Raw genomic sequence first — 20,806 nt, forward strand, 5'->3', positions numbered from 1 at the left:
GCTGTCTGCGGTTCTCTCACGCCCCCTGCGGGGGCGTTTCCGCTGGTCAGACAGCTGATCGGCCGCTGAATCCCGGTGCGAGCCGCTCCGCCCCCTGCGGGGCCGGAGCCACATGGCGCGTTCCCGCGCTCCCCTACAAGTAACAGTATGTACCCCACACCCCCACCACGTCCACCCCATCGCACCACCCCGCGCCCAGTCACACAACGTACACATGACTCATCATCAGCCGTGACAGGTGGTCTACACCAAAAAGACGCAGCAAAAGGGAAGGATCAGGTTTCCGGGGCCAGAAAACAGGTGCGGGTCACTGGTGAAATACCAAACAGGGAACCCGCATGACGGAATCTCATACCACCCCCAGAAACCCACACTGACAGACCGCCAAAACTCCATACGCAAACCGCATAAGAAAGGCCCTCAGATCCGTGACTGGAGTTATATAACTCTGCTAGTGTTTCTCTCGTCGGGGCGGAAAGAACCGGCGGGAACTATCGAAGGGGGTCCACATGCGGACGTACATGCAGGACAGTTTCGAGGTCATCGAATCCGCGGACGGTAAGGCCCGGTTCCGCCTGTTCACGATTCCGGCCGAGGACGTCGCCCCGCACATTGCGGCCGGCCACGCGCGCCGCAGGGCGGAGCTCGTCACGGCCATTGAGAAGCGCGGGACGCGCGGGCCCCCAAGTGGCGCCCTTCCAAGGCGTCCGCCCCGAAGGTGCGTCTTCCCGAGTCGGCGGACGCCCCCGGATTCGTCGCCGACCCGTACGCCGTGGGGGACTGGGTCGAATGGTTCGACGGGGACACCCGCATCGTTGGTCAGATCTGGTCCCAGGCCCCGGGCGCCGGTTCCTACTGGGTCACGACGGACCGTTCGGGTGTGACCGGTCGCGTCTTCCGTATGGAGCGCAGCAAGGTTGCGGGGAGCGGTACGGGCAAGGCAGCGCTCTACACGTACCGCGTAGGCGCGGCGTCCGTGCGCAGCATGGGTGCCGCGGGTGCGGACGTCGACATGTCGCAGTTGTCTGACTCGCTGGGTGTTCTGCCGGAGGCGCCCGCGTCCTATGCCGAACTATGTCCCGCGGAAGGGCTATCAGCCGTTCGCCCCGGTGTCTGCCTACGTGGGCAAGGTGGCGGCGCGTGGGGAGCGCATGTGGTTCCCGTTGGTGGTGGATGGGGTGCTCATGGACGCGGAGGCCACGGACAAGGGTGAGTGGATCGTGTCCGTGCAGGGTGCCCACACGCTCGCCTCTTCCGCGCCGGTCGCAAAGGGCATGGTGGTCATGCGTGCCGTGACGATGCTGCGTGAGCTGCGCAAGTGTGCGGACGCTACTCGGCATGTCGGTTTCGGGGTGGCGTACAGCCGTAAGTACGTGATTCGTGAGGTGGAGTCGTTCGCGCGGGAGTGCCACACGTGCCAGGAGCCGCGCGAGCAGTTCACCGGGAACCGGCGGTTGTTCACGTACGAGAAGGGCACGGAGCGCACGATGTGCGCGACGCACCTTGCTCGCGCCTTGTCGTACCGCACGGTTGACGGCCGGTTCCATGAGGTGACCACCGGTGCGGTGGAGTCGATCGGCGACGCGCAGCGGGTCATGGGGATGCGGAACAGTCTTGCCGCGCGGGCCATGGTCGCTTTGATCACGGGAGAGGTCGATGCGGAGGCGGATGCGACGGAGGCGCGCGAGGAGGCATCGGCCGAGACGTGCGCGACGGCGGCCGAGGGTGCGGCGGTCCGCGCGGAGCGTGCGGCGGAGGCGGCGGAGTCCAGGGGGCCGATGGACGCCGAGGGTGCATGGGCGGACGCGGAGGCGGCTGAGGGCGCCGCGCGGGACACAGTGACCTGCGCGGGGCAGATCCCTGCCGAGCGTGAGGCGCACGCTGAGCGGGCGCGGAGCGCGGTCGACCGGGCGCGCGCGGCCGCGCAGCGTGCGCGGCATGCGGCGGAGGATCGGCAGTCGGCGGCGGACGATGAGCGGTGCGGCATGGCGGCGGCGGACGAGGCGGAGGCGGCGGCCGCGGCTGCACGTGATGCGGCCGCGGAGGCGGACCGGTGGGCGGCGGGGTGCCCCCGTATCGGTGACTTCCCCGCCATGTTGGCGGGTTGGGTGCAGGATGCGCGCGCGGCGGCGGCGGAAGCGACGCAGGTGGCGGAGCGTGCGCAGTCCGCCGTGACCTCCCGAGCGGCGGAGCGGCACCCGTGGGGCGTCGTCGAGTGGTTCACGGTTGCGGGTGCGTGCGCGGGCGATGCGCGGGAGGCGGCTAAGTACGCACAGCAGTCAGCGAAGTTGGCTGCTGTGTGCCGGGGGCGTGCGGACCGCGCTGCACGGGAAATGGTGCCTGAGGTGCCGGCTCCCGTGGTGACGGCGCAGCGGGACGCGGAGGCGGCCGAGGAACGCGCGGCCAAGCTGCGCGAGCATGCCGAGCGGCTCCAGGGCGCGGCGAGCGAGCACTACGGGCGGTTTGCCGGAGGTCAGCCGGTACTCATGGGCCACCACTCGGCCAAGGGAGCGCTGCGGGACCGGGCGCGGGGGGATGTGGCAACGCGTCGGGCCATGGCGGCGGCCGAGGATGCGCGGCAAGCGGAGGTCAGGGCGCGTGGAGCGCGCGCGGCCGCCGAGTTGGCGGCGGTGGTCCACGGGTGGTCGCGTGGATGGGAGCCGGGAGACTTCCGGGTCGGGGACGTGGTTGAGGTACGCAAGCGGTACACCGCTTCGTATGTCGTGGTGCGGGTGAACGGTAAGAGCCTCACACTGCGGAACCGGCACACCATCGATGACCCGAAGTGCCGGTATGACCAGATCTTGAGCCGGACGCGGGACGGCCGGACGGAGACCGATCCCGGGCAGTGCGGCGCCCCCGCCGCAAAAGCGCCGGCGGTCCCCGCCGAGACCGCCGTGTCGTTGACCGCCCCGGACGCCGAGGAACGGCAGGAAGCTCCGATCCCGGTGGCGGCCGCGGACGTCCGTGCGGCCGAGACGCGCGAGCAGCTCCACGCCGAGCCTGCGGGGGCGGGGCCGGTGGTGGCCGTGGCCGCGGGGGCGGGTCCTGGCGCGGCGCGTGGCGGCCGCGGGCGCGAGCCCCTGCCCGGGGCCGGGTCGGGCGGGCTCGTACGGCTCCCGGCCGGGGGCCGGACCGGCCTCGGTCACATGCGGGCTGGGGCGGGGGGTTGTGGGGTTTTTCGCAGGTCAGGTCGTGTTACTGGGCTTCAGGTGACTGGTCATGTGACTGGTTGTGTGACGGTGGCGGGCCGTCTGGGCAGGTGGCGGCCGGCTCGGGGGGTGGCGGGCGCGGGTGATCGAGTCCCGAAAAGACAAAGAAGTTATATAAGTTAGGGTAGGGTGGTGCGCGGCCCCGCCCGGGGCAAGCCCCGACCCGAGAGGCGATCGCCCGTGACCACCGCCCCGCGCCACCACGACCGCTCCCCCAAGACCTACACCGACGGCACTGGCCGCCCCTCCGCGCGGACGCTCGATCAGGCGAAGGTGGTGCGCACCGTCAACGTCACCGGCTCCGTATGGGATGCCGGGAAGAAGCGTGCCGCCCAGGACCAGGTATCGCTGTCACACGCGATCGGCCTGCTGATCGAGGCCTATACCAACGACCTGGTGAGTCTCGACGCGATCACCGCACAGCTCGATGCGCTGCACGACGAGGGGGAGGCCGTCGAAAGGTAGAAGCACGCCATGCACAGAGGCCCTGCCGGATCCGGCAGGGCCTCTGTGCATGGGCGCGGATCGGCGGAGGATCACCCCCGCCGCAGCTCATCGGCGAAGAACTCGATCCGCCGTAGTTGCCGTTCCCAGTCGTCCAGAGCTTCGCGGTCACCGTCCTGCATGATCCTGTCGAGCCCCTCGGACAGCTTGTGCAACCGTCCATTCAGATCCTTGCAATCTTCAAACTTGTCGAACAGCGCGCTCTCTTCCTGGTAGCTGTCCGCATGGGCCTGCTTGGCCTCCAGAGTCGCCCAGGTCCCACCGAGCGAAGCTCCAACGGCGTCGAGGCGGTCCTGGAACTCCAGGATCACCCTCGGGGAAAACTGCGGCTGCCTGAGCATGTCGTCTTCGCTGTCCCGACTGCCCCTCCGGACGAAATCAAAGAGGCCACTGACCGGCCCCTTTCCTTCCGGTTCGGGTGCGTAGGGATGCGGGTGATCGAGAGGCATAGGCATGCGCTCCAGGAGGTCCTCCCCGGCGCCTGGATCGGTAGATCGCCAGCCGGCTTCCCTGTCTCGCAGCGCTTGCTCTACGGCGCGGTCTCGTTGCTCCGTGAGTTCAGCCACGCGGCGGGCCAGCTCAGTGGTGTCCACGTCTTGGCTGAACTTGGTTCGGAGCAACGGCAGGAGGTCCCGGAAATCGAGGGCCTCAAGCTCAGCGGCAGATGCCCTGTCTCTGTCCTGAGCGATCGTGTCGTACGACGCAATCATCCTGCGCAGCACGGTCTCCGCATCCTGCGCCGTAAGGATGCCGACCTCCACCGCATCCGCGAGACCGGCCGGACCTCTGTCCTCTCGGTCGTTCTCCAAAGAGGGAGGAATGGAAGGTGGCGCGACCGTGAGCGGCGGCGGAGGCGGGATGTCGCGTTCGGCCCCTGCCGGAGGGCTACCGACGGGAGCTGTCGGGACGTCAGAGGCTGCGTCCCACAGGGCGTGGAACCGCTCGACTTCTGCCGTGGGGTCAGCCCGGGGGATCTTCCTGGCGAGCGCCACCACGAGGACGTCGATGAGTCCCCAGGCGGGCAGGCGCGGCTTCGTGAACGCGTCATGGATTCGGCTCGGGCTCGCGACACCGTCGCCGAGGGCGCTGGACAGGTCGCGGACGGAGGGCCATCCGGCGCGTCGGTGGAGGGCGTGCAACTCCAGGCTGAGGGCCTGCCGGGGGCCGGGCGGCAGGGACGGTGCTGTCAGCTTGGGCACGCGCGCTCCGAGGGCTGTCCGATGGTGTCCAGATCTGTCCGACGGACACGGTACCGCGTCCTAACACGTAGGTCTGCGTACCGAGTTGTGGCCCGCTGTCGGAGATCGTCTTGGGGACTTTCGGGGGCTGGAGCCTGGTGGAGTCCGAATGGAACTCAACCCAGGAGAACGACATGTTCAACGAGGAAACGGCGCTCGGCCTTCTCGCACAGGGGCTGCTGACGCAGCTTCCCGCCAGCCTGATCACGGCTGCGGTCACCGCCCTGGCGGTCTGGGCCTTCCGCCGCTACCGCAGGCGCGGCAGCGGCGGGGGTGACGCGGACCGGGTCTGAACCCGCAGAAGGGGCCCCGGAGCTGATGCTCCGGGGCCCCTTCTGTATGGGAGCTGGCCGCTCTTGGTCATACGGGAGTGCTGGCGGGAAGGGCGAGGTGGGCGCAGCGGATGCCGCCGGCGGGGTGCCACTCCAACACTGGCTCAACAGTGGTGCCGTGGTCCGGGCAGTACGGAGTGGGAATGAGGCCGCCGCAGGCCTCGCGTGCGCAGACGCATTCGGGGCTGGGGGCGGTGTAGGGCACACCGTGACGGACCAGCCCGCCGTTCGGCCGCGGAGAGGCGGTGCCGCGCAGGCAGCCGGGCCAGGCGAGCGTCACACGCAGACCGCCCGATCCGGCAAGGAGTACGCCCACCGCCGGCGGCGCGGGACGTCGGACCGGCCGGGCCGGTCTACCGCGCCGCCGCTGCACCGTGCGAGCCCGGTGCTACTTGAGCATGTGGGCGGCTTCCACCCGCTGGAGGTGCATCACGACGTCGTACGACTCCGAGAGCCGGATCTGCGGGGCGTCGGCGATCCCGGGGTAGGTGGCGCCGATGTTCTTGACGGTGTGCGGTGCGGCGAGCCAGGCGCGGGCCGCCGTCGGGGCGTTGCGCAGGTCCACTACGAAGTCGCGGTACCGGACCCGGTCCAGGGTGTGCTCGGCGGTGCCGGGCACGGCCGAGCCGACGGTGAAGCGGTGGACGGCGCCGTCTGTGCCGAAGGCGTTGAACGAGCCGTGGTCGAAGGTGAGCCCCACGCTGAGGTAGCCGCCGCCCAGCCGCTCGCGCAGGAAGTCGCCCTGGACCTTCGGGTAGGCGTCGGGGATGTAGGTCTTGAGGGCGATGTGACCGTTGTGGGCGGCGAGCATGATCTTGTCGCCGGTTTGCTGCTGCCACCAGGTGATGTTCTCCGCCATGATCCGGTCGCGGTAGAGCATGAGGTCGGGAACGCTCCGCGGGTCGTTCCAGTCGAAGGCGAACAGCGTGGTCATCTGGTGGATCGCGGTGGCGTGCTGGACGGCCCAGGCGTGCGCGTCGGCGTCGGCACCCGTGGCGGGCCGCTGCTTGAGCAGGTCCACCGCCCGGCCGGTCCGCTCGGCGAACTCCTTGCGTTCGGCCATCGGCTTCGACAGGTAGTCGTTGACGTACGTCTCGGCGTCGGTGGCGGGCCGCAGGCCCCGGTACAACTCAGTGAGCTGCGGGGCGAGGTCGGGGCGAGCCGCGGCCGCGTAGGCGTTCACCTTGTCGTACAGCTCCGCGCCGGCGAAGCCGCTGTCGTCGCCGACGAAGCGGACCGGGTCGTTGGGGTGCTTGACGTTGTACGCGCGGATCCACTGGAACAGATCGCGGTACTCGGCGTTGTTCCACCACCGGTAGGTGCCCTGGAACTCCTCGTCCATGATCTGCTTCAAGTCGCCCTCGCCGCGCAGGAGGTAGGCGTCCAGTCGCAGTCCGGTGCTCCACGGGGTTTCGAGGGCGAAGGCCCGGAAGCCCTTCTCCTCGACCAGGTACCGCAGGATGCGGTGCTTGACGGTGAGGAACTCGTGCGAGCTGTGGGTGGCCTCGCCCAGGCCCACCACCCGGGCGTCGCCGACCATCCGGCCGAACGGGCGCAGGTCGGCCAGACCGCCGCGGGGCTCGGTGGTGCGCAGCGGGTGGGCCACCCGGCCCAGGGCCGCCTCGGGGGAACGGAACGCGGCGGCCACGGCCCCCTGCGGGACGGCAGGTGTGGAGGAGGCAAAGGCCGATATGGCGGCCGGGGCAGGTGGGGTGGCGGCGGAGGCGGCCGGGACGACGGCCAGGGTGGCACCGAGCGGGACGAGCAGGGCGGCGAGCAGGATCTTGTGCGTGTTCATGGACCCCACTCTCGCCACGCGGGGGCACCCTGGACCATCCCGTGCACCCCCCGACCGGCCGGGGAGTCTGCTACACCCATCAAGGAGCGGGAGGCTAGGACCCCGGTGCCGGTTCCGGTCGAGGATGGGCTTCATGGAGTCGTCGATGGACAGGATGAAGCAGGCGGAGACCTGCTGGGGCTGGGGCGTGCCGACGTTGAACCAGACCGGGGAGTTGAAGCTGAAGATCTGGTGCAGGAGGGCGTAGGCCAGCTCGTGCTCGAAGATCTCGGCGTCGGCGGGCGAGGCGAAGTAGCCGTAGTCCTCGCCGGCCTTCGTGTACGTCTTCACGATCCGGTCGATGAGCTGCTTCGGCTGAGCTGAGGGGTGGCCATGCCGGACGGCTGGAGAAGAGGTCCGCTAGTCGATTAGCGGCCCCCGGCGAAGGGCCCCGGCGGTGAGGTGGCTGGCAATGACGACCGCGCGCGAGCGGCCCAGCCCTCCACCAGAAGTGCCATGGCCAGGGAAAGCGGCCTGGCGGGAAGCCTGCTACGGGGTGGGGCCGCTCCCGTGCCCTTACTGAGGCTCACCAGTCCTGGCCGAGGTCCGCTGGTGCCTATCGGTGCCTGGCTCGGCTAACCTGGCGTAGACGCTCTGTCTACAACCGCTTCGGCGGGGTGGAAACGACGAAGGCCCGGAACCGGCTGCAACCAGTCCCAGGCCCTCGCCTCAGGGTGTGACTACCGAGCCCGGCCGACTTCATCCCGGCCGGGCTCAGTCATGAGCCGACCAATTCGTCCGGTCCCTGCCACCTCTAGCCCAGCCAGAGAGTCACGATCCTGTCGATGAGCACCCCGACCAGCGGCACCGCCAGCCAGTCGATCACCGCCTGCCAAGCGCGGCGCTTCTTCTGACCAGCCGGTGGCTGCTCGTTCTCGGGCATCATCTGCCCCTCCCAACCCGGCCCGCGGATCCCTGAGCCCCAGGGCACCGTCCCCTTGTCGGGACGGAGACTTGAGGACCGGCCTCAGGAGGAACGACACAAGCATAGAGCCCCTATGAGGCCTCGTCAGAAAAGGGACCACTACCTTTGGGCGGACGGTGCCATCCAACCACTAGATCTTGGGTTGCTGGCTACGCAAAGCCCTTCACGTGTCGCGGCCTCCGCACTCAGGCGGATCTGCGCCTGAGGGGGCGACACGGGACGGTGCGTCGACCACGGGCGGCCCAGCGGCGAAGGCCACCGTAACGACCGATTCGGGACGCCGGAGCGAATGCACCTGTAAGGCAATCTGCGATTTTTCACTCGCTCCTGTGTTCGGTGCAACCTTTCGAAAGCCACTACCGTTGCGCCGGCCCGGAAGACCGTTCATTAGAGGCCGACGGCGTGACCACCGCGGACAGTGCCACCATCACCGCCCAGGACCGCTCCCAGGGCCGACTCGAGCCGGTACACGCCATGAATGACGTGAGCATGAACGGCGAGGAGCCCGGGCGACCCGCCCGCGCCCTCCCCGGACGACCTCCAGGCATCCGCGCCGACAGCTCCGGACTCACCGACCGGCAGCGCAGGGTCATCGAAGTCATCCGCGACTCGGTCCAGCGCCGCGGCTACCCGCCATCGATGCGGGAGATCGGGCAGGCGGTCGGCCTCTCCAGCACCTCCTCGGTGACGCACCAGCTCATGGCGCTGGAACGCAAGGGCTTCCTCGAGCACGACACGCATCGGGTCGACGACGACGAGCTGTTCGTCCTTAAGGTCGTCGGCGACGAGGTGATCGGGGAGCGAACGGCCGCCAGCGGGACGCTGGTCGTCAGGACGCCCCGGTCGCCTGTGGCAGCACCGGTCGACGACATCAGGTTGCGGTCTGCGGTGTACCAGAAGCCGGGCAGCGAGGACAGCTATCAAAGTTGATGAGCCGTCGTACTGATCGTTCAGGGGCCGTGTCTGTCTCCCGTGGTCACACTCGCGAGACGAACTGGGGGTGGAGGGCGTTTCCCAAGGTCAGGCGTGTGACGCCGTCTTGTGTGACTTCTCGTGTGACCACATGTGTGACCACGTAGGGCCTTCAGTCCGTCGACACGAAGCCCGCCGCCCCGGCGGCTGGGATGGCCGGGTCCCGGGGAATGTGGTCAGGCTCCGATGCCGACGGAGGAGACGTGGGCGTAGGCGTTGTAGTCGGAGTCGAGGTCGCTGATGACGTCGTCCCAGATCTCGTCGACGGTGCCGGCGTCCTGGGCGGCCCAGGCGTCGACGAGGTCGCCCCAGATGTAGCGGACCGTGATGGACCTCTGCTGAAGGGTGGGGCGGAACCGTTCGGCCGGGACCTGGCTCTGGTCGACGGGGTAGATCTCCATGCGGCGGCCGCGGCCGTCGTTGTCGAGGTGGCGCTTGAGCCATCCGGAGCGGATCAGGTTCTCCCGCCGCCGGCCCCAGTACGCGCTGTCGATGCGCTCGCGGTTCGCCTTCGTGGGCGTGGACTTGCCCTTCATCCAGGAGCGGATGGTGCGAGCGGTGACGCCCTGCTCCTTCAACGCGGCGCGGCCGGCCGGGCTGTCGAGGTAGCGCAGGCGGGCAGAAAGGCCTCGCTTGGTGGTGACGGGCGAGGAGATGCCGGAGGAATAGACGATCCGGTTGAGTTCCAGAATCAGGGCTTCACCGCCCTTCATGCCCCGGGTGTTGAACTTCCCGAAGTCTCCCCATCGGGCCCACAGATCGGGCGATCCCGTCATCAGCGCTTACCTCCCAGAACATAGGTGGTCTTTTCCTTCACCTGGTTCAGGTCACGGCCTTCCGGGAATACAGATCGCCAGTCACCCGCGACGTGAAGTTCGTCGGTGCCGGAGATTTCCACGACCTGAAGCCCGGCCTTGTGCGCCTTGTGGGCCTTCATCCACAGATTCGCGAACGCCTTAGCGCGGATGATGTGCATCCAGTCGGGGCGGCGGATCTCACGATTCGCGCTGGACTCACCAATGGTCGACACGAATTTAGAATACATGGCCTTCACATACGCCACGGTCAATTCATCGCCTTCGGCCAGGGCGGTTTTCCGGGATTCAGCCAGGGCGCGGCGGAGCTTTTCCAGCAGTGCCTCGGAAGCGCCGGAGACGAGGGAGCGGTGGATCACCGGGGCATCCGTGAGATCCTGGCGGGCACAGTCGAACAGCAGGCGCAGCGTGGACTCGCTGACCCACAGCTCCCCCGGTGCCACGCGGTTGCCCAGCGGGTTGGGGAGGTCGGGGTGGTCCCAGTCGGCGGGGGTGATGAGGTGGACGCCGGCCTTCTTCGGGTCGTGGACGCCGCTGGTGTCCTCCCGGAGCTGGCCGATCGGCAGCCACGCCTTCATCGCGGACAGGTAGGCGGCGTTCATGTCGAGCGCGGTGACCTGGATCTGCGTGCCCTTCTTGGCCGCCGAGAAAAGCTCGGCGTTGCGCCACTTCGGGCGGCCCTCCCAGATTTCATCCGCACCCTTCTGGGACTTCTTCCGCAGAATCTCCTGTGTCGGCGGGAATTCCGAATGCTCGTACCGGCCGCCCACCCGAGACGCTTTCAGGAACGTCATCACGTCGGGAATGGCCGTCTTGATCAGTGCCGCCTGCGCCGCGTCGACATCGCCGCCGCACTCGGCCAGGACGTCGTGCACGCGGTCGGTGATCTGCTCCACGAGCGTGCCGGAGGCGTACCCGGGCGCGGTCCGCTGCGGTTCGGGCTTCACCACCGGTACGACCGGCGTCGAGACCGCGGGCTGACTATCTGCGCGCTCGGGCGCGACGGGCGCGGGTGCAGTCTGAGCGGCGAGCGGGGCAGGGCCGGCGGCGGGCGTCGGCTCCGAGTCGACGGCCGGAGCGACCGGGGGTTCGGCGACCGGCGCCGGCGGGCCGACCGGAGCCACGGGAGCCACGGGAGCCGGGACCTCCTCGGCGGCCGGGGCGGAGGCCTGCGGCGTGCCCGCGGCGGCGACGGCCGCTGCGCACTCCTCCGCCGTCAAGTGCTGCGGGAAACCGTCCAGTTCGTGCTCGGCGGGCTGCCCGCACAGCACGCACGGCCCGGCCGGCGGCACGGCGGCGGGGCGCTCCGACTGCACGGGGGCAGAGGGCGTGCGGCCGGTGCGGATGAGGGCGGCGGCTGGTCCGGGGCGCTCGCGTTCCAGGGGGGCCAGGGTGTTGGCCGCCTTGTCCAGGAAGACGGTCACCGCCGGGGCCGGGCGCTCGGTGGCGGCGGGAAGCGACGGGGCGCCGGCCGGCTGGAGGCTGGAGACCGAGCCGTGCAGCACGCCGGCCGCGTGCGTGGGTCCGGCCAACAGGTCGAGCGGGTGCAGCCGGTAGTGCGCGGCGAGGAGGTCGACGTCCTCCAGCGACCAGTGCGCGCGGCCCGACTGCTTGCGGGACACCTGCGTCTGCGCCTGCCCGATACCGGCGGCCAGATCGGTCTGCCGCTCTCCGGTCCGCGCCATGAGCGCCGCGACCGTGAGCCTGAGGATCTCTTCCGTACCCATCACGGATGCCATTCTAATACTCCTGATGCGTTTTTGGCATACCCGATGCGGAAGTTAGGCCCTTCGGGGGTGTGTCATATCGGGGTTGATCCGGCCGAGGTGACGAGCGGTCAGAGGCTGGCTCGCGCGGTTGCGCGCTGTAGACGCGCAGGACCACGCCGGCCGGGGTGAACCAGGCATTGCATCCGTTACGCAGGGACGCGGGGTGGAGGCCCGGTCTGCGGTCTCCACCCCGGCCACGGGCGCGGACGCCCTGTGCCGCTACCTGACGGTCACCTGTTCTGCACTCCTGGCCGGCGGCGCGCCAGGCACGTCGGTGACGGCCTGCCCGAAGGACGGGGCCAGGAGCAGCCCCAGGACGCCGGCCACTCCTACGGCGGAAGCGATGGCCGTACCGAGGTCTCCGCGTCCGGCGGTGCCATGAGTGGCGCGGGCGGTGTACTTGAAGACCACGATGTCCAGGTGATCAACCAGAGGTATCTGGAGTCGAGCACGATCCTCACAACCCACGTCGGTATTGCCGACTGGGCAGGCGCCTTCGGCGACGCGACCGTTGCCGCCGCGATGTTCGACCGGCTCCTTCACCGCGCCGCCGTCGTCGGCTTCGACGGACCGTCCTACCGGCTCCGCTCCCACCAGTCCCACGCCGACAACCTCCGCAAAGGAGTGACCGGACGTGCTGGTTGAACTCCGGGCCTGTCCCATCTGCTGGACTCAGTTCCAGGTCAACCCCCAGGCAACCCGCCACACATACTGCACCCCTCGCTGCAAAGCTGAAGCAGCCAGGCGACGCCGTGAACGCGACGAAGCCATCACCACAGCGGAGACCGACGTGGTCACGCGGCAGTCACCGGCCCCCACACCCCTGACGCCGACAGCTATCCGCGACTGCCCGCACTGCGGCAAACCCGTCACCATCGTGGCGCTTCTCGCCACCCCCGAGGCTGCGCGGCCCACCATCCCCGCAGCAAGTCCCGATGTCTTCCCCATGCGTCGCAGCTGAGCGGACGCACGTCACTGACCTTGTCGGCCTCAGGCGGCGGCAGGGTCAGTCGGCGTTCTCGAACGAGGCACCGATGTTGTTCCACATGAAGGCGTCCTTCCAATCCGGTCGCCCCTTGGCCCAGCCGCTCAGTGCGACGATCACCTTCTCCTGGGAGATCGTCCGGGTCTGGTAGAGCTCTGCCGCCGTCCCGTCACGGAACTCCAGCTGATAGGTGTTGTCGTCCCTCAGCCACACCTGCACATACCAATCGCCGGCCGCCTCATCATCGACGCGCTCGACGATCACGAAGGCATTGCCCCGGCCGAGGTTCGCCACCATCCGACTCAAAGCCGTGGGCCCCGGATTCCTCACCCGACGATTGTGCTCGTCTCTTGCCTGCAGCATGGCCCGATCGTCCCCCACAGCTCTGACACCCGGTCGAAGAGCAACCACGCCACGCCCACTCTCGCTCCCCGCGTTCCCCAGTTGGTTCACTCCGTGAACCAACTGGGGCGAAGAGTAGTTGTGAGGGAAAATTCGGGATCGGCATCAGCGGTACGGGTGGCGGTGGGGGCGTGGTCGCTGCGCAGGCGGTGGTGGGGCGGATTCCGGGGACGGCGCCGTAGAGGGCGAAGCAGACGGCGTCCAGGACGCTGGTCCTGCCGGCTGCGGTGTCGCCGCGCAGGAGGAACAGGCCGTTGCCGGCCAGGGTGTCGAAGTCGACGCTCTCAGTGCGGGCGAAGGGGCCGAAGACCTGGACGGTTGCGGTGGTGCAGGTGCATCAGCGGGCCTCTCGTGCCGCGGCGTGGATGCGGATGCTTTCCAGTCCTTCGCGCAGCAGGTCCTGCTCCTGGCCGGTGCCGGGGACGTTGGTGACGTGGTGGACGAAGCCGAGGGTGATTCGTGGTCGCTGCGGCCGTTGACACGGGTGCCGTAGGAATCGTCGCCGGTGTGGTGGCCGGCGGTGAAGCTGAGCTTTGGGATGTGGGGGAAGCGTTCCTTGAGGCGTTCCACGGACATGTGCGGGCGGTCGGGGTCCGTGAGGGTGACATGGAGCCAAGAGCTTCCGAGCCCGGTGTTCTGAGGGTCGGCGAGCAGGGCGTCCAGGGTTCCGGTGAGCCGGGCAAGGGTGCGGGGCACCGGGCAGCCGATCCGCTGATCGTCCAGGCGCCCCTGCACGTCCAGCTCGATGAGCCACATCGCCTTGGGATGGTCTGCTGCGGAGACGGAGCAGGCCAGGGGCGATCCGCTGTAGCGGACGCGGTCGCTGATCTTCTGGCAGCGGTGCAGGTGGCCCAGGGCGACGTAGTCGATGGCGCCGAACACCGAGGCGCTGACCGAGGGCACGCCGCCGGCAGTGATGTCGCCTTCGCTGTCGCTGGAGTCGGCTCCGGTGACGAAGGCGTGGGCAAGGACGACCGACCGTGTGACGGGGCGAGTGGCGAGGTCGGCACCTACCTGGTTCCATCGCCGCTTCGAGCACAGCCTGATGGCTGGGCCTGTCCGCGTCGAAATGGGCCCGGACCAGAACGGGTTCGAGGCAGGACAGGGCGTAGAACGCCACCGGCCCGTGCTCGACGTTCAGGACGGCCGCGCGGGCACAGTCGCCCACCGCGCTGCGGAGGTAGATCCCGGAGCGTTCGATCAGGCGGGCATTGCCCCCAGCCGGCACGGGGAGTCATGGTTGCCGCTGACATCACCAACGGCACACTCACGCCGACGAGTTCCTCCAGGACCTGGTCGAACAGGCCGATCGCGTCGAGCGACGGGGCACCGCTTCGGTCAGCTGGGGAGCGTAGGCGCAGCCGCCGGGTTCGGTGCACTGGCCAGGCCGGTCGAACACGTCGCCCGCCACCACCACAGCATCGACACGCTCCTCCCGGACGGTGTCCACGAGGAACCGGAGACCCCACCCCCAGACTCTCCCAGAAAGGATCGCCACCGGCTCCCTCCGCACCGGTAAAGCCAGAGGCAACGTACGATTCCGTTGGCCCAGCTCCTTTTTTGTCTTCGTTCTGAAGACGCAGGGGCGCGAGGACACCTTCGATTAGGCAAGGCGCTCCCCTGCCTCACACCATCAGATAGGCAAGGCGCTCCCCCGCCTCACGCCATCAACCGCTGCACCGGACGCCCGGCCCCCCCATCACCGCGCAAGAGCGACAGGGCCGGTCGACCACTCAGTTGCTTCGCGGCTCACTGCCGTCGCAGCCGCCTTGTCGCGAGAGGTACGGGCGCATTCGGCATCCCGAATTCGCACGCGCGCTCAACTCTCCAGAGGTACTTCGTCGGCTTGGATTCGGCACACCGCGCCGGACAGCCGCGCACCTTGCTTCCTCTGCGACCCCGGGATCCTGAGCCAGCGACTGCCGCGGACCTGCTTGGTCGACAACTCCGCACGCCTTGGACAGCTGGGCTTCACCGTGGGTGCGTGCGTTTTCTCCGCCCTGCTGGTTTTGTTCACGCCTTCGGACAGCGGTTGCTCAGCACTTCGGGAGTCGCCCACCGGGCTGGATGTTTCGATGCTCATGAGATGTGACAGCACTCAAGTCGCCCGTCGCGAGGCGGCGCCTTGCGACGCGGCCTACCGCAGCACCGCGTCCAGCAGGTCCGCGCCCAGGGAGGCGGTCGCCCGGCTGCCCAGCACGTCGTGCACGTACCGGCCGCGCCGGACAGCGGTCAGCAGACCGGCGCGGCGCAGCGTGGCGAGGTGGCGGGAGACCTGGGGGCGGTCAGTTCCCGTTCTGCGGCGAGTTCGCCGGTGGTGTGGGGGCCTCGGGCCAGTGTGCGCACGAGCCGTGGTCTCAGAGGGTGGGCCAGGGCCTGCAGGCGCCGTACCACCACGTCCATCGGGACGCGGCCTGCGGTGCCGGGCTGGGCGACCGAATACTGCAGGACCGGCTGCCAGCCGGGTGCGTGGACGCTGACCAGGTGGGGTGCGCCGAAGACGGAGGGGATGAAGGTGACGCCCGTCCCGGCCGCGGTGGTGCCGATGTCCAGGAGCTTGTCGAGCACGATCCGGCGCCGGCCGCGCCCGTCCGTGTCCTCCTCCAGGGTGGCGGCCGGGGAGATCGCGGCGAGCATGGTGGCCAGGCCCTTGCGGGCCGGCAGGTCCGCCTTGTGGCGCAGGTCTGCTGCTGGCTGCGGCCATTCGGCGCCAGGTCTCGTCGAAGAACGCCGGGCCGCACCGCTCCAGGGTGCGCCGCAGCCGGGACCGGACCGCCGGCGGGTCGGCCGGCAGCTGTTCGGCGAACGCCGCCTGCTGCGGTCCGCGCGCCTGCGCCCGCTCCAGCGGCCGCCCGCGCGCCTCGGCGTCGGTGCGTGGGGACGCGGCACCGTAGCCGGTCCGGTCCGGTCCGATCCGCCGGCGGTCACCAGCACGGCCCTGACGAACCGGCCGTCGTCGACCTCGTCCAGGGCGTCGAGGTCCTGTGCGAGCGTCGCCTCGGGCCGGGCGGGCAGCAGGAAGAGTCGGCCGCGAGGAACTCCACAAGAACTCCGCCTCACCCAGCCGCTCGGCCGGCGCCCCGTCCAGCCCGGCGCGCACGCGCGCCGCCCAGGAGACGCCGGCCGCATGATGCCCAGGCGTGGCCGGCACGTGCAGCATCGCCGACACCTCGGCCCACGGGAAAGCAGCGAACAACAGCCGCTCCGGCGGCAGGTCGGTGATGTCGACGACGACACTCATGACCCCGTCCTCGCAGGTCACAGCCGCTTCCCCGGTGTCGATTGGCCAGGGTCGTCAATCAACGTGACCAGGACCGGGCCTGCTCGCGAGGGTGGCGCTATGACCTCGACCGCCTGCACCGAACCGGACCCCTCCACCTCCTCGACCGTGACAGAGGGGCGCCCTGGCTGGCCCACCCTGCTTCGAGCGGGCGGCGGGCCCCGCTACGTCGTCGCGCTGGTCACCGACGCTGTCGGCTCCGGACTGCTGCAACCGTTTCTGCTGCTGTACGCAGTCCAGGTGCTGCACCTGTCCGTGGCCCAGGCCGGGCTCGCGATGACGATCGGCCTCATGACGGCGCTCGCCACCGTGCCGCTGCTCGGCCGCTGGATCGACCAGGGCGCCCGCTCCACCGCCGTCGCGGCAACGATCCTGATCCGCGTGCTGGGCGTCGCGGTGCTACTCGCGGGCAGCGCCCTGGGCACCGCGCCGCTGGTGGGCTTCACGGTGGCGGCGGTGTTCCTGGGCATCGGCACACAGTGCTGGCCGGCCGCGCACGCCGCGCTGGTGGCGACGGTCGCCGAGGAGCACCTGCTGGACGGCGCGCTCGCGGCAGGCCGGGCGGTGCGCAACGCCGGTCTCGGCGTCGGCGCGCTGCTCGCAGGCGCGGCAACGACCGGCGGCCCCGGAGCCCTGCGCTTTCTCGCCGCTGTCAACGCCCTGGGCTACCTGGTCGCGGCGGGAGTGGTGTTCACGCTCCGGATCCGCGGCGTGGCGCTCACCGGGACCGCACCGGCCGCGGACAGCCGGCCGAACCGGCGCGGGGGCGTGAGCGTGCTGGACGTCGCCAACCTCTCCTACGCCTTCAACTTCAACGTGCTGGAGGTCGCCCTGCCCGCCTTCCTGGTCACCACGCTGCACGCGTCCGCCGCCTGGAGTGCCGGGATCTTTGTGAGCAACACCGTGCTGGTGGTCCTGTGCCAGGTCGCCGTGGTGGCGTGGCTGGCACGCCTGGGCCGGCGGACGGCGATGGCCGCGGCAGGGGTGGTCCTGGCGGCGTCCTACCTCGGCTTCTGGCTTGCGGGATCGGTCGGCGGCGCCGGGGCCGCCGTGGGCGTGGCGCTGATGTCCGTGGTGCTGACCCTCGGCGAGATCATGTACACCGGCAGCGCGACCGCCCTGGTCATCGCGACCAGTCCCCCCGACCGTCTGGGCGCGGCGCTGGCCAGGTTCCAACTCTCCAGCGGCATCGGACAGGCCGTCTCACCAGCCGTGCTCACGGCTCTGCTGTCCCTCGGCTCCGCCGCGCTCTGGCTGCCCCTGGCCGTCGCCACCCTGCTCGGCGCCCTCGCATTCGGCAGGAAGCAAGGTTCGGTGTAGTTCGTTTCGAGGGACCCCAAGGGGGTGAGAGACCCCTCTGGGTGAGGGACCCCATGGGATGGGGTCGAGCCTGAGATCCCCGGCGTTGTCTCGGAGTGCCGCGTCGACAGGGACAGGGCTGACGTGGTGGGTGACTCTGCCAGGTACTCGCTGAAGGGCCGGCGCATCGCGCAGCCGGGCCTCGTGGGCGCGCAGGTCACCGGTTGGGAGCCAGCCATCCACCATCGGTCCGACCCTCAGGCTCGCGATGGGTGCTGCCCGAAGTCATGAACCGTTCGGCTCTTCCGACGGCCCAGGCCACTGCCCAAAATTGGTGAACAAACGCTGTCGGTTCCCGGGCTCTGGTCCAACTTCTGTGGTGTGCCTACTCGCTGTGCACGTTGATCTTGCGGGCCCTTCTGCGAGGTCGTCTGGATCCGCCGGTACCGACCTCGTCTGGGCTGATGGTTCCGGGCTGTGCGCGAGGTACTCTCCGGCTGGAAGAGCTGCTCTTCCAGCCGGCTCCCGGGGATCAGGGTGGTGTCGGTGCAGGACGACGGCGACGTGGTCCGAGTCGGTGTCCGATGTCGGACGGCCGGGGCTCAGTGTCCGGCTGCGGGAACTGTCTGGGACGGGTGCACGTGCTCACCCAGCTCCAGGGCGACCAGCTTCCGCAATGGATCGCGGCGGTTCGGGCCGACGACGTTCCCCGCCACCACACCTTCGTCAACAGCCTCGAACGGGACCTCGCCGCCGTCACCGCCGGCCTCACGCTGCCCTGGAACTTCGGCATCGTCGAAGGCCACGTCAACCGGATCAAAATGATCAAACGCCGGATGTACGGCCGAGCCGGCTTCGGCCTGCTGCGGAAGCAAGTCCTCCTTGCCTGACCGCTCTGTCGCTCGCTGAGTGGATCCGTCAGCTGATCGCAAACGGCACGGGATCCAGGCCCAGCTTGCTCCGGCAGGAGTCGACGGCCCGTGTGACCCAGGCGATCACGGCGTCGCGATCTGCCGCGATCGCGTGAAGATCACGCGCCTTCTCCTGAGCTTCGACCATCCACTTGGCCAGCGCGTCCTCTCGCAGGACTCGTTCGAAGTGATCGCGGGCCGTGTCCGGGTCCCCCACCAGAGCGGCTGCGATCCCAGAGTCGAAGCTGTCCCAGAGGAATCCCCGCCGCACAGGCCTGGACGTCAGATGCCGGGCGACGTCCGGCAGAGCTGAGAACTCCTCCCTCAGCGCTGTCACGTTCACGGCCGCCTGGCGACTGAGTTCGAGTGCCAGCGGCATGAACTGGTCCTCGGTGCGAAACAGCTCGGAGCCCACTCGGACTGCCTCCACGTGGAAAGCCAGGTGGTCCACGTCGTGCCACAGCCACATCGCACCGACGTACAGGCCGCTGCCGGCAAGCCGCGACGGGGTGAACTCCACAACCGCGAGCCACCATCCGTGATCATCAATCCACAGCCTCGACCGTCCGCGCTGAGTCAGGCCGAGCGGTTTCAGGGACTCTCGCGCGGCCGAGGTGATGATACGGAGCACCGGACTGCGATCTGCCATGACCGGCATTATCGACTGCCCCACCGACATGCCGTCGGTCGTGGTGGCACAGCATCATCGCGGATCTGTTCACCAACACTGAACGTCACCGCTCCACAGAAGTTGGACCAGAACCGGTTCCCACGGACAGAGCCACCCTGCCGACGGACCAGGCCCGCACGCTCTGCTGGTCAGACTTTCTCGCCCCTCACAGCAATCCCGCAACCGCGCACCCGCCTGACGCCGCGGACTTGCCGCCTCCAGTGGTCACCGACACCACCCGGCAAGAACGCCCAACGGTCACAGCACCCCCATTCACCAGGGCAAAGGACCTATGAGGCTCACAGCCCGGTCACTTACTGGTCCTTTCGTGAGTTCGGTGGGTGTGATGGCTGGATGGTCATCAGGCAGGTGGGGGCGAGGAAGGACCATGGCAGGTGGGGGTTGTTGTTGATGCGGTGGATGACCCTTTCGGTGGCGTCGGCGACATCGGCGAGGTGGTCGCCGGCGAGGTCTGCGAGGTCACGCTTCTTGAACGAGGACCACAGCAGTTCCATCGGGTTGAGCTCGGGCGCGTAGGCGGGTGATCGCTCCAGGTGGGCCAGTGCTGTTCGGCGGCCCAGGCGCGCATCGCCCGGCTCCAGCGGGCAGACAGGCCGTCCCGCACGAGGACCGCTCGCTCGCCGCTACAGAACACCTTCACCTGCTCCAGGACCTCGATGAGCCCACGGTGTCGTGGCTCCCCGGCCTGAGGTGGAAGCACAGGCGGGCCCCCCGATCGGGGTCGGTGCAGTGGTAGCCCGGGGCCCGGCCGTCGAGGCACGCTTCCGGTTCAACCCGCGCCGCGGGAGAGGCGTGTGGCCATGCGGCAGGGCAGCGCGGCGCCTCACCGCAGTTCGAACCCGTGCCGGAGAAGGCCCCAGTGCCCGCATCGGGCCGGGCCGACCACGCACCCGCCACGACCGCGTGCGGGCCCACAAGGCATACGCCTCCCGAAAGAACCACCCCTACCTGCGCCGACGCGGGATCCGCTGCACCATCCCGGACCAGGCCGACCAGGCGCGCGACCGGCACAGGCTCGGCCCCCGCGGCGGCCGGCCGCCGACGCGGTGGCGATCCACATTTCGACCCGGTGTCGACCACCGCCGGCGCCATGCGGCCGAGTGCGGCATCAACCGCCCCAAGAGACATCACGCTGTCGCCACGCGCCATGACAAGCTCGCCGTCCGGTACGAGGCGACCGTGCTGGTCGCCGTCCTTGACGAGTGGCGGGGAGAGGCCCCCTGCCGGGACGATGCGTCGGTGAACTCAGGACTCCCGGCCGGATGGACGATTGAACGCGTGCGCGCTCTGTCCGGAGACCCCAGCGCCGTCCCGCTCTCCCCCGATCGGCTCGTAGTCGTCGAAGCCGCCGGTCAGGACGACTACGAGCCGCTCCGGCCCGATGTGATCCTTGCATTCCACGAGTTGTGCCTCGCGAGGGACGACGGTGAGTGGTTCATGGGGCAGCTTGACGATGACGGCTCGGTGATCTGCTGGGCCTCCTACGGATCCGACCTGGTCGAGGCCATCCGCAGCCTTTGAACGACACCCCGCATCTTCAGCCACTTCCACAACACGCCCTGCGACGCAACGACCCCACCCTGATCTGCGACGACACGAACCCGGCCTTCTGGGGCGACGACTTACGGCCGCGG

16 protein-coding genes and 6 pseudogenes are annotated in these 20,806 nt (G+C 69.3%); 9 read left to right on the forward strand and 13 right to left on the reverse strand.

Annotated features, from left to right (window positions below; translation table 11 throughout):
• Positions 1-1,064 precede the first annotated feature (1,064 nt).
• Both ACN9MM_RS00005 and ACN9MM_RS00010 read left to right on the forward strand, forming a co-directional pair.
• A complete protein-coding gene (locus ACN9MM_RS00005) occupies positions 1,065-3,335 on the forward strand; it encodes a DUF3560 domain-containing protein (protein ID WP_426361654.1) in 2,271 nt (756 codons plus the stop codon).
• 57 nt (positions 3,336-3,392) lie between these two features.
• A complete protein-coding gene (locus ACN9MM_RS00010) occupies positions 3,393-3,677 on the forward strand; it encodes a hypothetical protein (RefSeq protein WP_426361655.1) in 285 nt (94 codons plus the stop codon).
• A gap of 71 nt (positions 3,678-3,748) precedes the next feature.
• Here the strand turns inward: ACN9MM_RS00010 and ACN9MM_RS00015 are convergent, their stop codons facing one another.
• The gene (locus ACN9MM_RS00015; RefSeq protein WP_426361656.1) at positions 3,749-4,915 is read right to left on the reverse strand and encodes a hypothetical protein; all 1,167 of its coding nucleotides are present in this window, start codon (positions 4,913-4,915) and stop codon (positions 3,749-3,751) included.
• A gap of 173 nt (positions 4,916-5,088) precedes the next feature.
• Between ACN9MM_RS00015 and ACN9MM_RS00020 the strand changes: the two genes are divergently transcribed.
• The gene (locus tag ACN9MM_RS00020; protein WP_426361657.1) at positions 5,089-5,247 is read left to right on the forward strand and encodes a hypothetical protein; all 159 of its coding nucleotides are present in this window, start codon (positions 5,089-5,091) and stop codon (positions 5,245-5,247) included.
• A gap of 427 nt (positions 5,248-5,674) precedes the next feature.
• Here the strand turns inward: ACN9MM_RS00020 and ACN9MM_RS00025 are convergent, their stop codons facing one another.
• The 3 genes and pseudogenes from ACN9MM_RS00025 to ACN9MM_RS00035 all read right to left on the reverse strand — a co-directional run bounded on the left by ACN9MM_RS00025 (position 5,675) and on the right by ACN9MM_RS00035 (position 8,006).
• On the reverse strand, positions 5,675-7,084 hold the full coding sequence (locus tag ACN9MM_RS00025; protein ID WP_426368620.1) for an erythromycin esterase family protein: 1,410 nt from the start codon (positions 7,082-7,084) through the stop codon (positions 5,675-5,677).
• Between the two features lie 99 nt (positions 7,085-7,183).
• Positions 7,184-7,435: pseudogene (locus ACN9MM_RS00030) on the reverse strand (hypothetical protein); the annotation flags it as partial.
• Between the two features lie 442 nt (positions 7,436-7,877).
• Positions 7,878-8,006 carry a hypothetical protein gene (locus ACN9MM_RS00035; protein WP_426361658.1) on the reverse strand — a complete coding sequence of 43 codons (129 nt, stop codon included), beginning with the start codon at positions 8,004-8,006 and terminating at the stop codon, positions 7,878-7,880.
• Between the two features lie 444 nt (positions 8,007-8,450).
• Between ACN9MM_RS00035 and ACN9MM_RS00040 the strand changes: the two are divergent.
• Positions 8,451-8,903: pseudogene (locus tag ACN9MM_RS00040) on the forward strand (hypothetical protein); the annotation flags it as partial.
• Positions 8,904-9,196: 293 nt separating this feature from the next.
• Here the strand turns inward: ACN9MM_RS00040 and ACN9MM_RS00045 are convergent.
• The gene (locus tag ACN9MM_RS00045; protein ID WP_426361659.1) at positions 9,197-9,796 is read right to left on the reverse strand and encodes a hypothetical protein; all 600 of its coding nucleotides are present in this window, start codon (positions 9,794-9,796) and stop codon (positions 9,197-9,199) included.
• Positions 9,796-11,574, reverse strand: coding sequence for an acyltransferase (locus tag ACN9MM_RS00050; RefSeq protein ID WP_426361660.1), 1,779 nt, complete (start codon positions 11,572-11,574; stop codon positions 9,796-9,798). The genes ACN9MM_RS00045 and ACN9MM_RS00050 overlap by 1 nt, the downstream gene beginning before the upstream one ends.
• Before the next feature lie 450 nt (positions 11,575-12,024).
• Here ACN9MM_RS00050 and ACN9MM_RS00055 point away from each other — a divergent pair, with 450 nt between their 5' ends.
• Positions 12,025-12,249: an ATP-binding protein gene (locus tag ACN9MM_RS00055; protein ID WP_426361661.1), complete on the forward strand. Its 225-nt coding sequence runs from the start codon at positions 12,025-12,027 to the stop codon at positions 12,247-12,249.
• A gap of 361 nt (positions 12,250-12,610) precedes the next feature.
• Here the strand turns inward: ACN9MM_RS00055 and ACN9MM_RS00060 are convergent, their stop codons facing one another.
• The 5 genes and pseudogenes from ACN9MM_RS00060 to ACN9MM_RS00080 form a co-directional block, all read right to left on the reverse strand.
• Positions 12,611-12,952, reverse strand: coding sequence for a hypothetical protein (locus tag ACN9MM_RS00060; RefSeq protein WP_426361662.1), 342 nt, complete (start codon positions 12,950-12,952; stop codon positions 12,611-12,613).
• Between the two features lie 149 nt (positions 12,953-13,101).
• Positions 13,102-13,307 (reverse strand): annotated as a pseudogene (locus ACN9MM_RS00065) (AAA family ATPase); the annotation flags it as partial.
• Between the two features lie 248 nt (positions 13,308-13,555).
• Positions 13,556-13,747 (reverse strand): annotated as a pseudogene (locus ACN9MM_RS00070) (exonuclease SbcCD subunit D); the annotation flags it as partial.
• Positions 13,748-15,223: 1,476 nt separating this feature from the next.
• Complete coding sequence (locus tag ACN9MM_RS00075) at positions 15,224-15,628, reverse strand: DUF5937 family protein (RefSeq protein WP_426368952.1); 405 nt, start codon at positions 15,626-15,628, stop codon at positions 15,224-15,226.
• A gap of 70 nt (positions 15,629-15,698) precedes the next feature.
• A pseudogene (locus tag ACN9MM_RS00080) lies at positions 15,699-16,232 on the reverse strand (DUF5937 family protein); the annotation flags it as partial.
• Positions 16,233-16,331: 99 nt separating this feature from the next.
• Between ACN9MM_RS00080 and ACN9MM_RS00085 the strand changes: the two are divergent.
• A complete protein-coding gene (locus ACN9MM_RS00085; protein WP_426361663.1) occupies positions 16,332-17,591 on the forward strand; it encodes an MFS transporter in 1,260 nt (419 codons plus the stop codon).
• Positions 17,592-18,211: 620 nt separating this feature from the next.
• The gene (locus ACN9MM_RS00090) at positions 18,212-18,460 is read left to right on the forward strand and encodes a transposase (RefSeq protein ID WP_426368953.1); all 249 of its coding nucleotides are present in this window, start codon (positions 18,212-18,214) and stop codon (positions 18,458-18,460) included.
• Positions 18,461-18,488: 28 nt separating this feature from the next.
• On the opposite strand, the gene ACN9MM_RS00095 is transcribed toward ACN9MM_RS00090, so the two are convergent.
• Entirely contained in the window at positions 18,489-19,130 is a 642-nt protein-coding gene (locus ACN9MM_RS00095; RefSeq protein ID WP_426361664.1) for a hypothetical protein, read from the reverse strand.
• 335 nt (positions 19,131-19,465) lie between these two features.
• Positions 19,466-19,666 (reverse strand): hypothetical protein, encoded by a 201-nt coding sequence (locus ACN9MM_RS00100; protein ID WP_426361665.1) that lies wholly within the window; start codon positions 19,664-19,666, stop codon positions 19,466-19,468.
• A gap of 311 nt (positions 19,667-19,977) precedes the next feature.
• Here ACN9MM_RS00100 and ACN9MM_RS00105 point away from each other — a divergent pair.
• Both ACN9MM_RS00105 and ACN9MM_RS00110 read left to right on the forward strand, forming a co-directional pair.
• Positions 19,978-20,378 (forward strand): annotated as a pseudogene (locus ACN9MM_RS00105) (IS5 family transposase); the annotation flags it as partial.
• A gap of 72 nt (positions 20,379-20,450) precedes the next feature.
• Positions 20,451-20,693 (forward strand): hypothetical protein, encoded by a 243-nt coding sequence (locus ACN9MM_RS00110; protein WP_426361666.1) that lies wholly within the window; start codon positions 20,451-20,453, stop codon positions 20,691-20,693.
• Positions 20,694-20,806 lie beyond the last annotated feature (113 nt).

Source organism: Streptomyces sp. E-08 (assembly GCF_049913095.1).
In the GTDB taxonomy this organism is placed as follows: domain Bacteria; phylum Actinomycetota; class Actinomycetes; order Streptomycetales; family Streptomycetaceae; genus Streptomyces.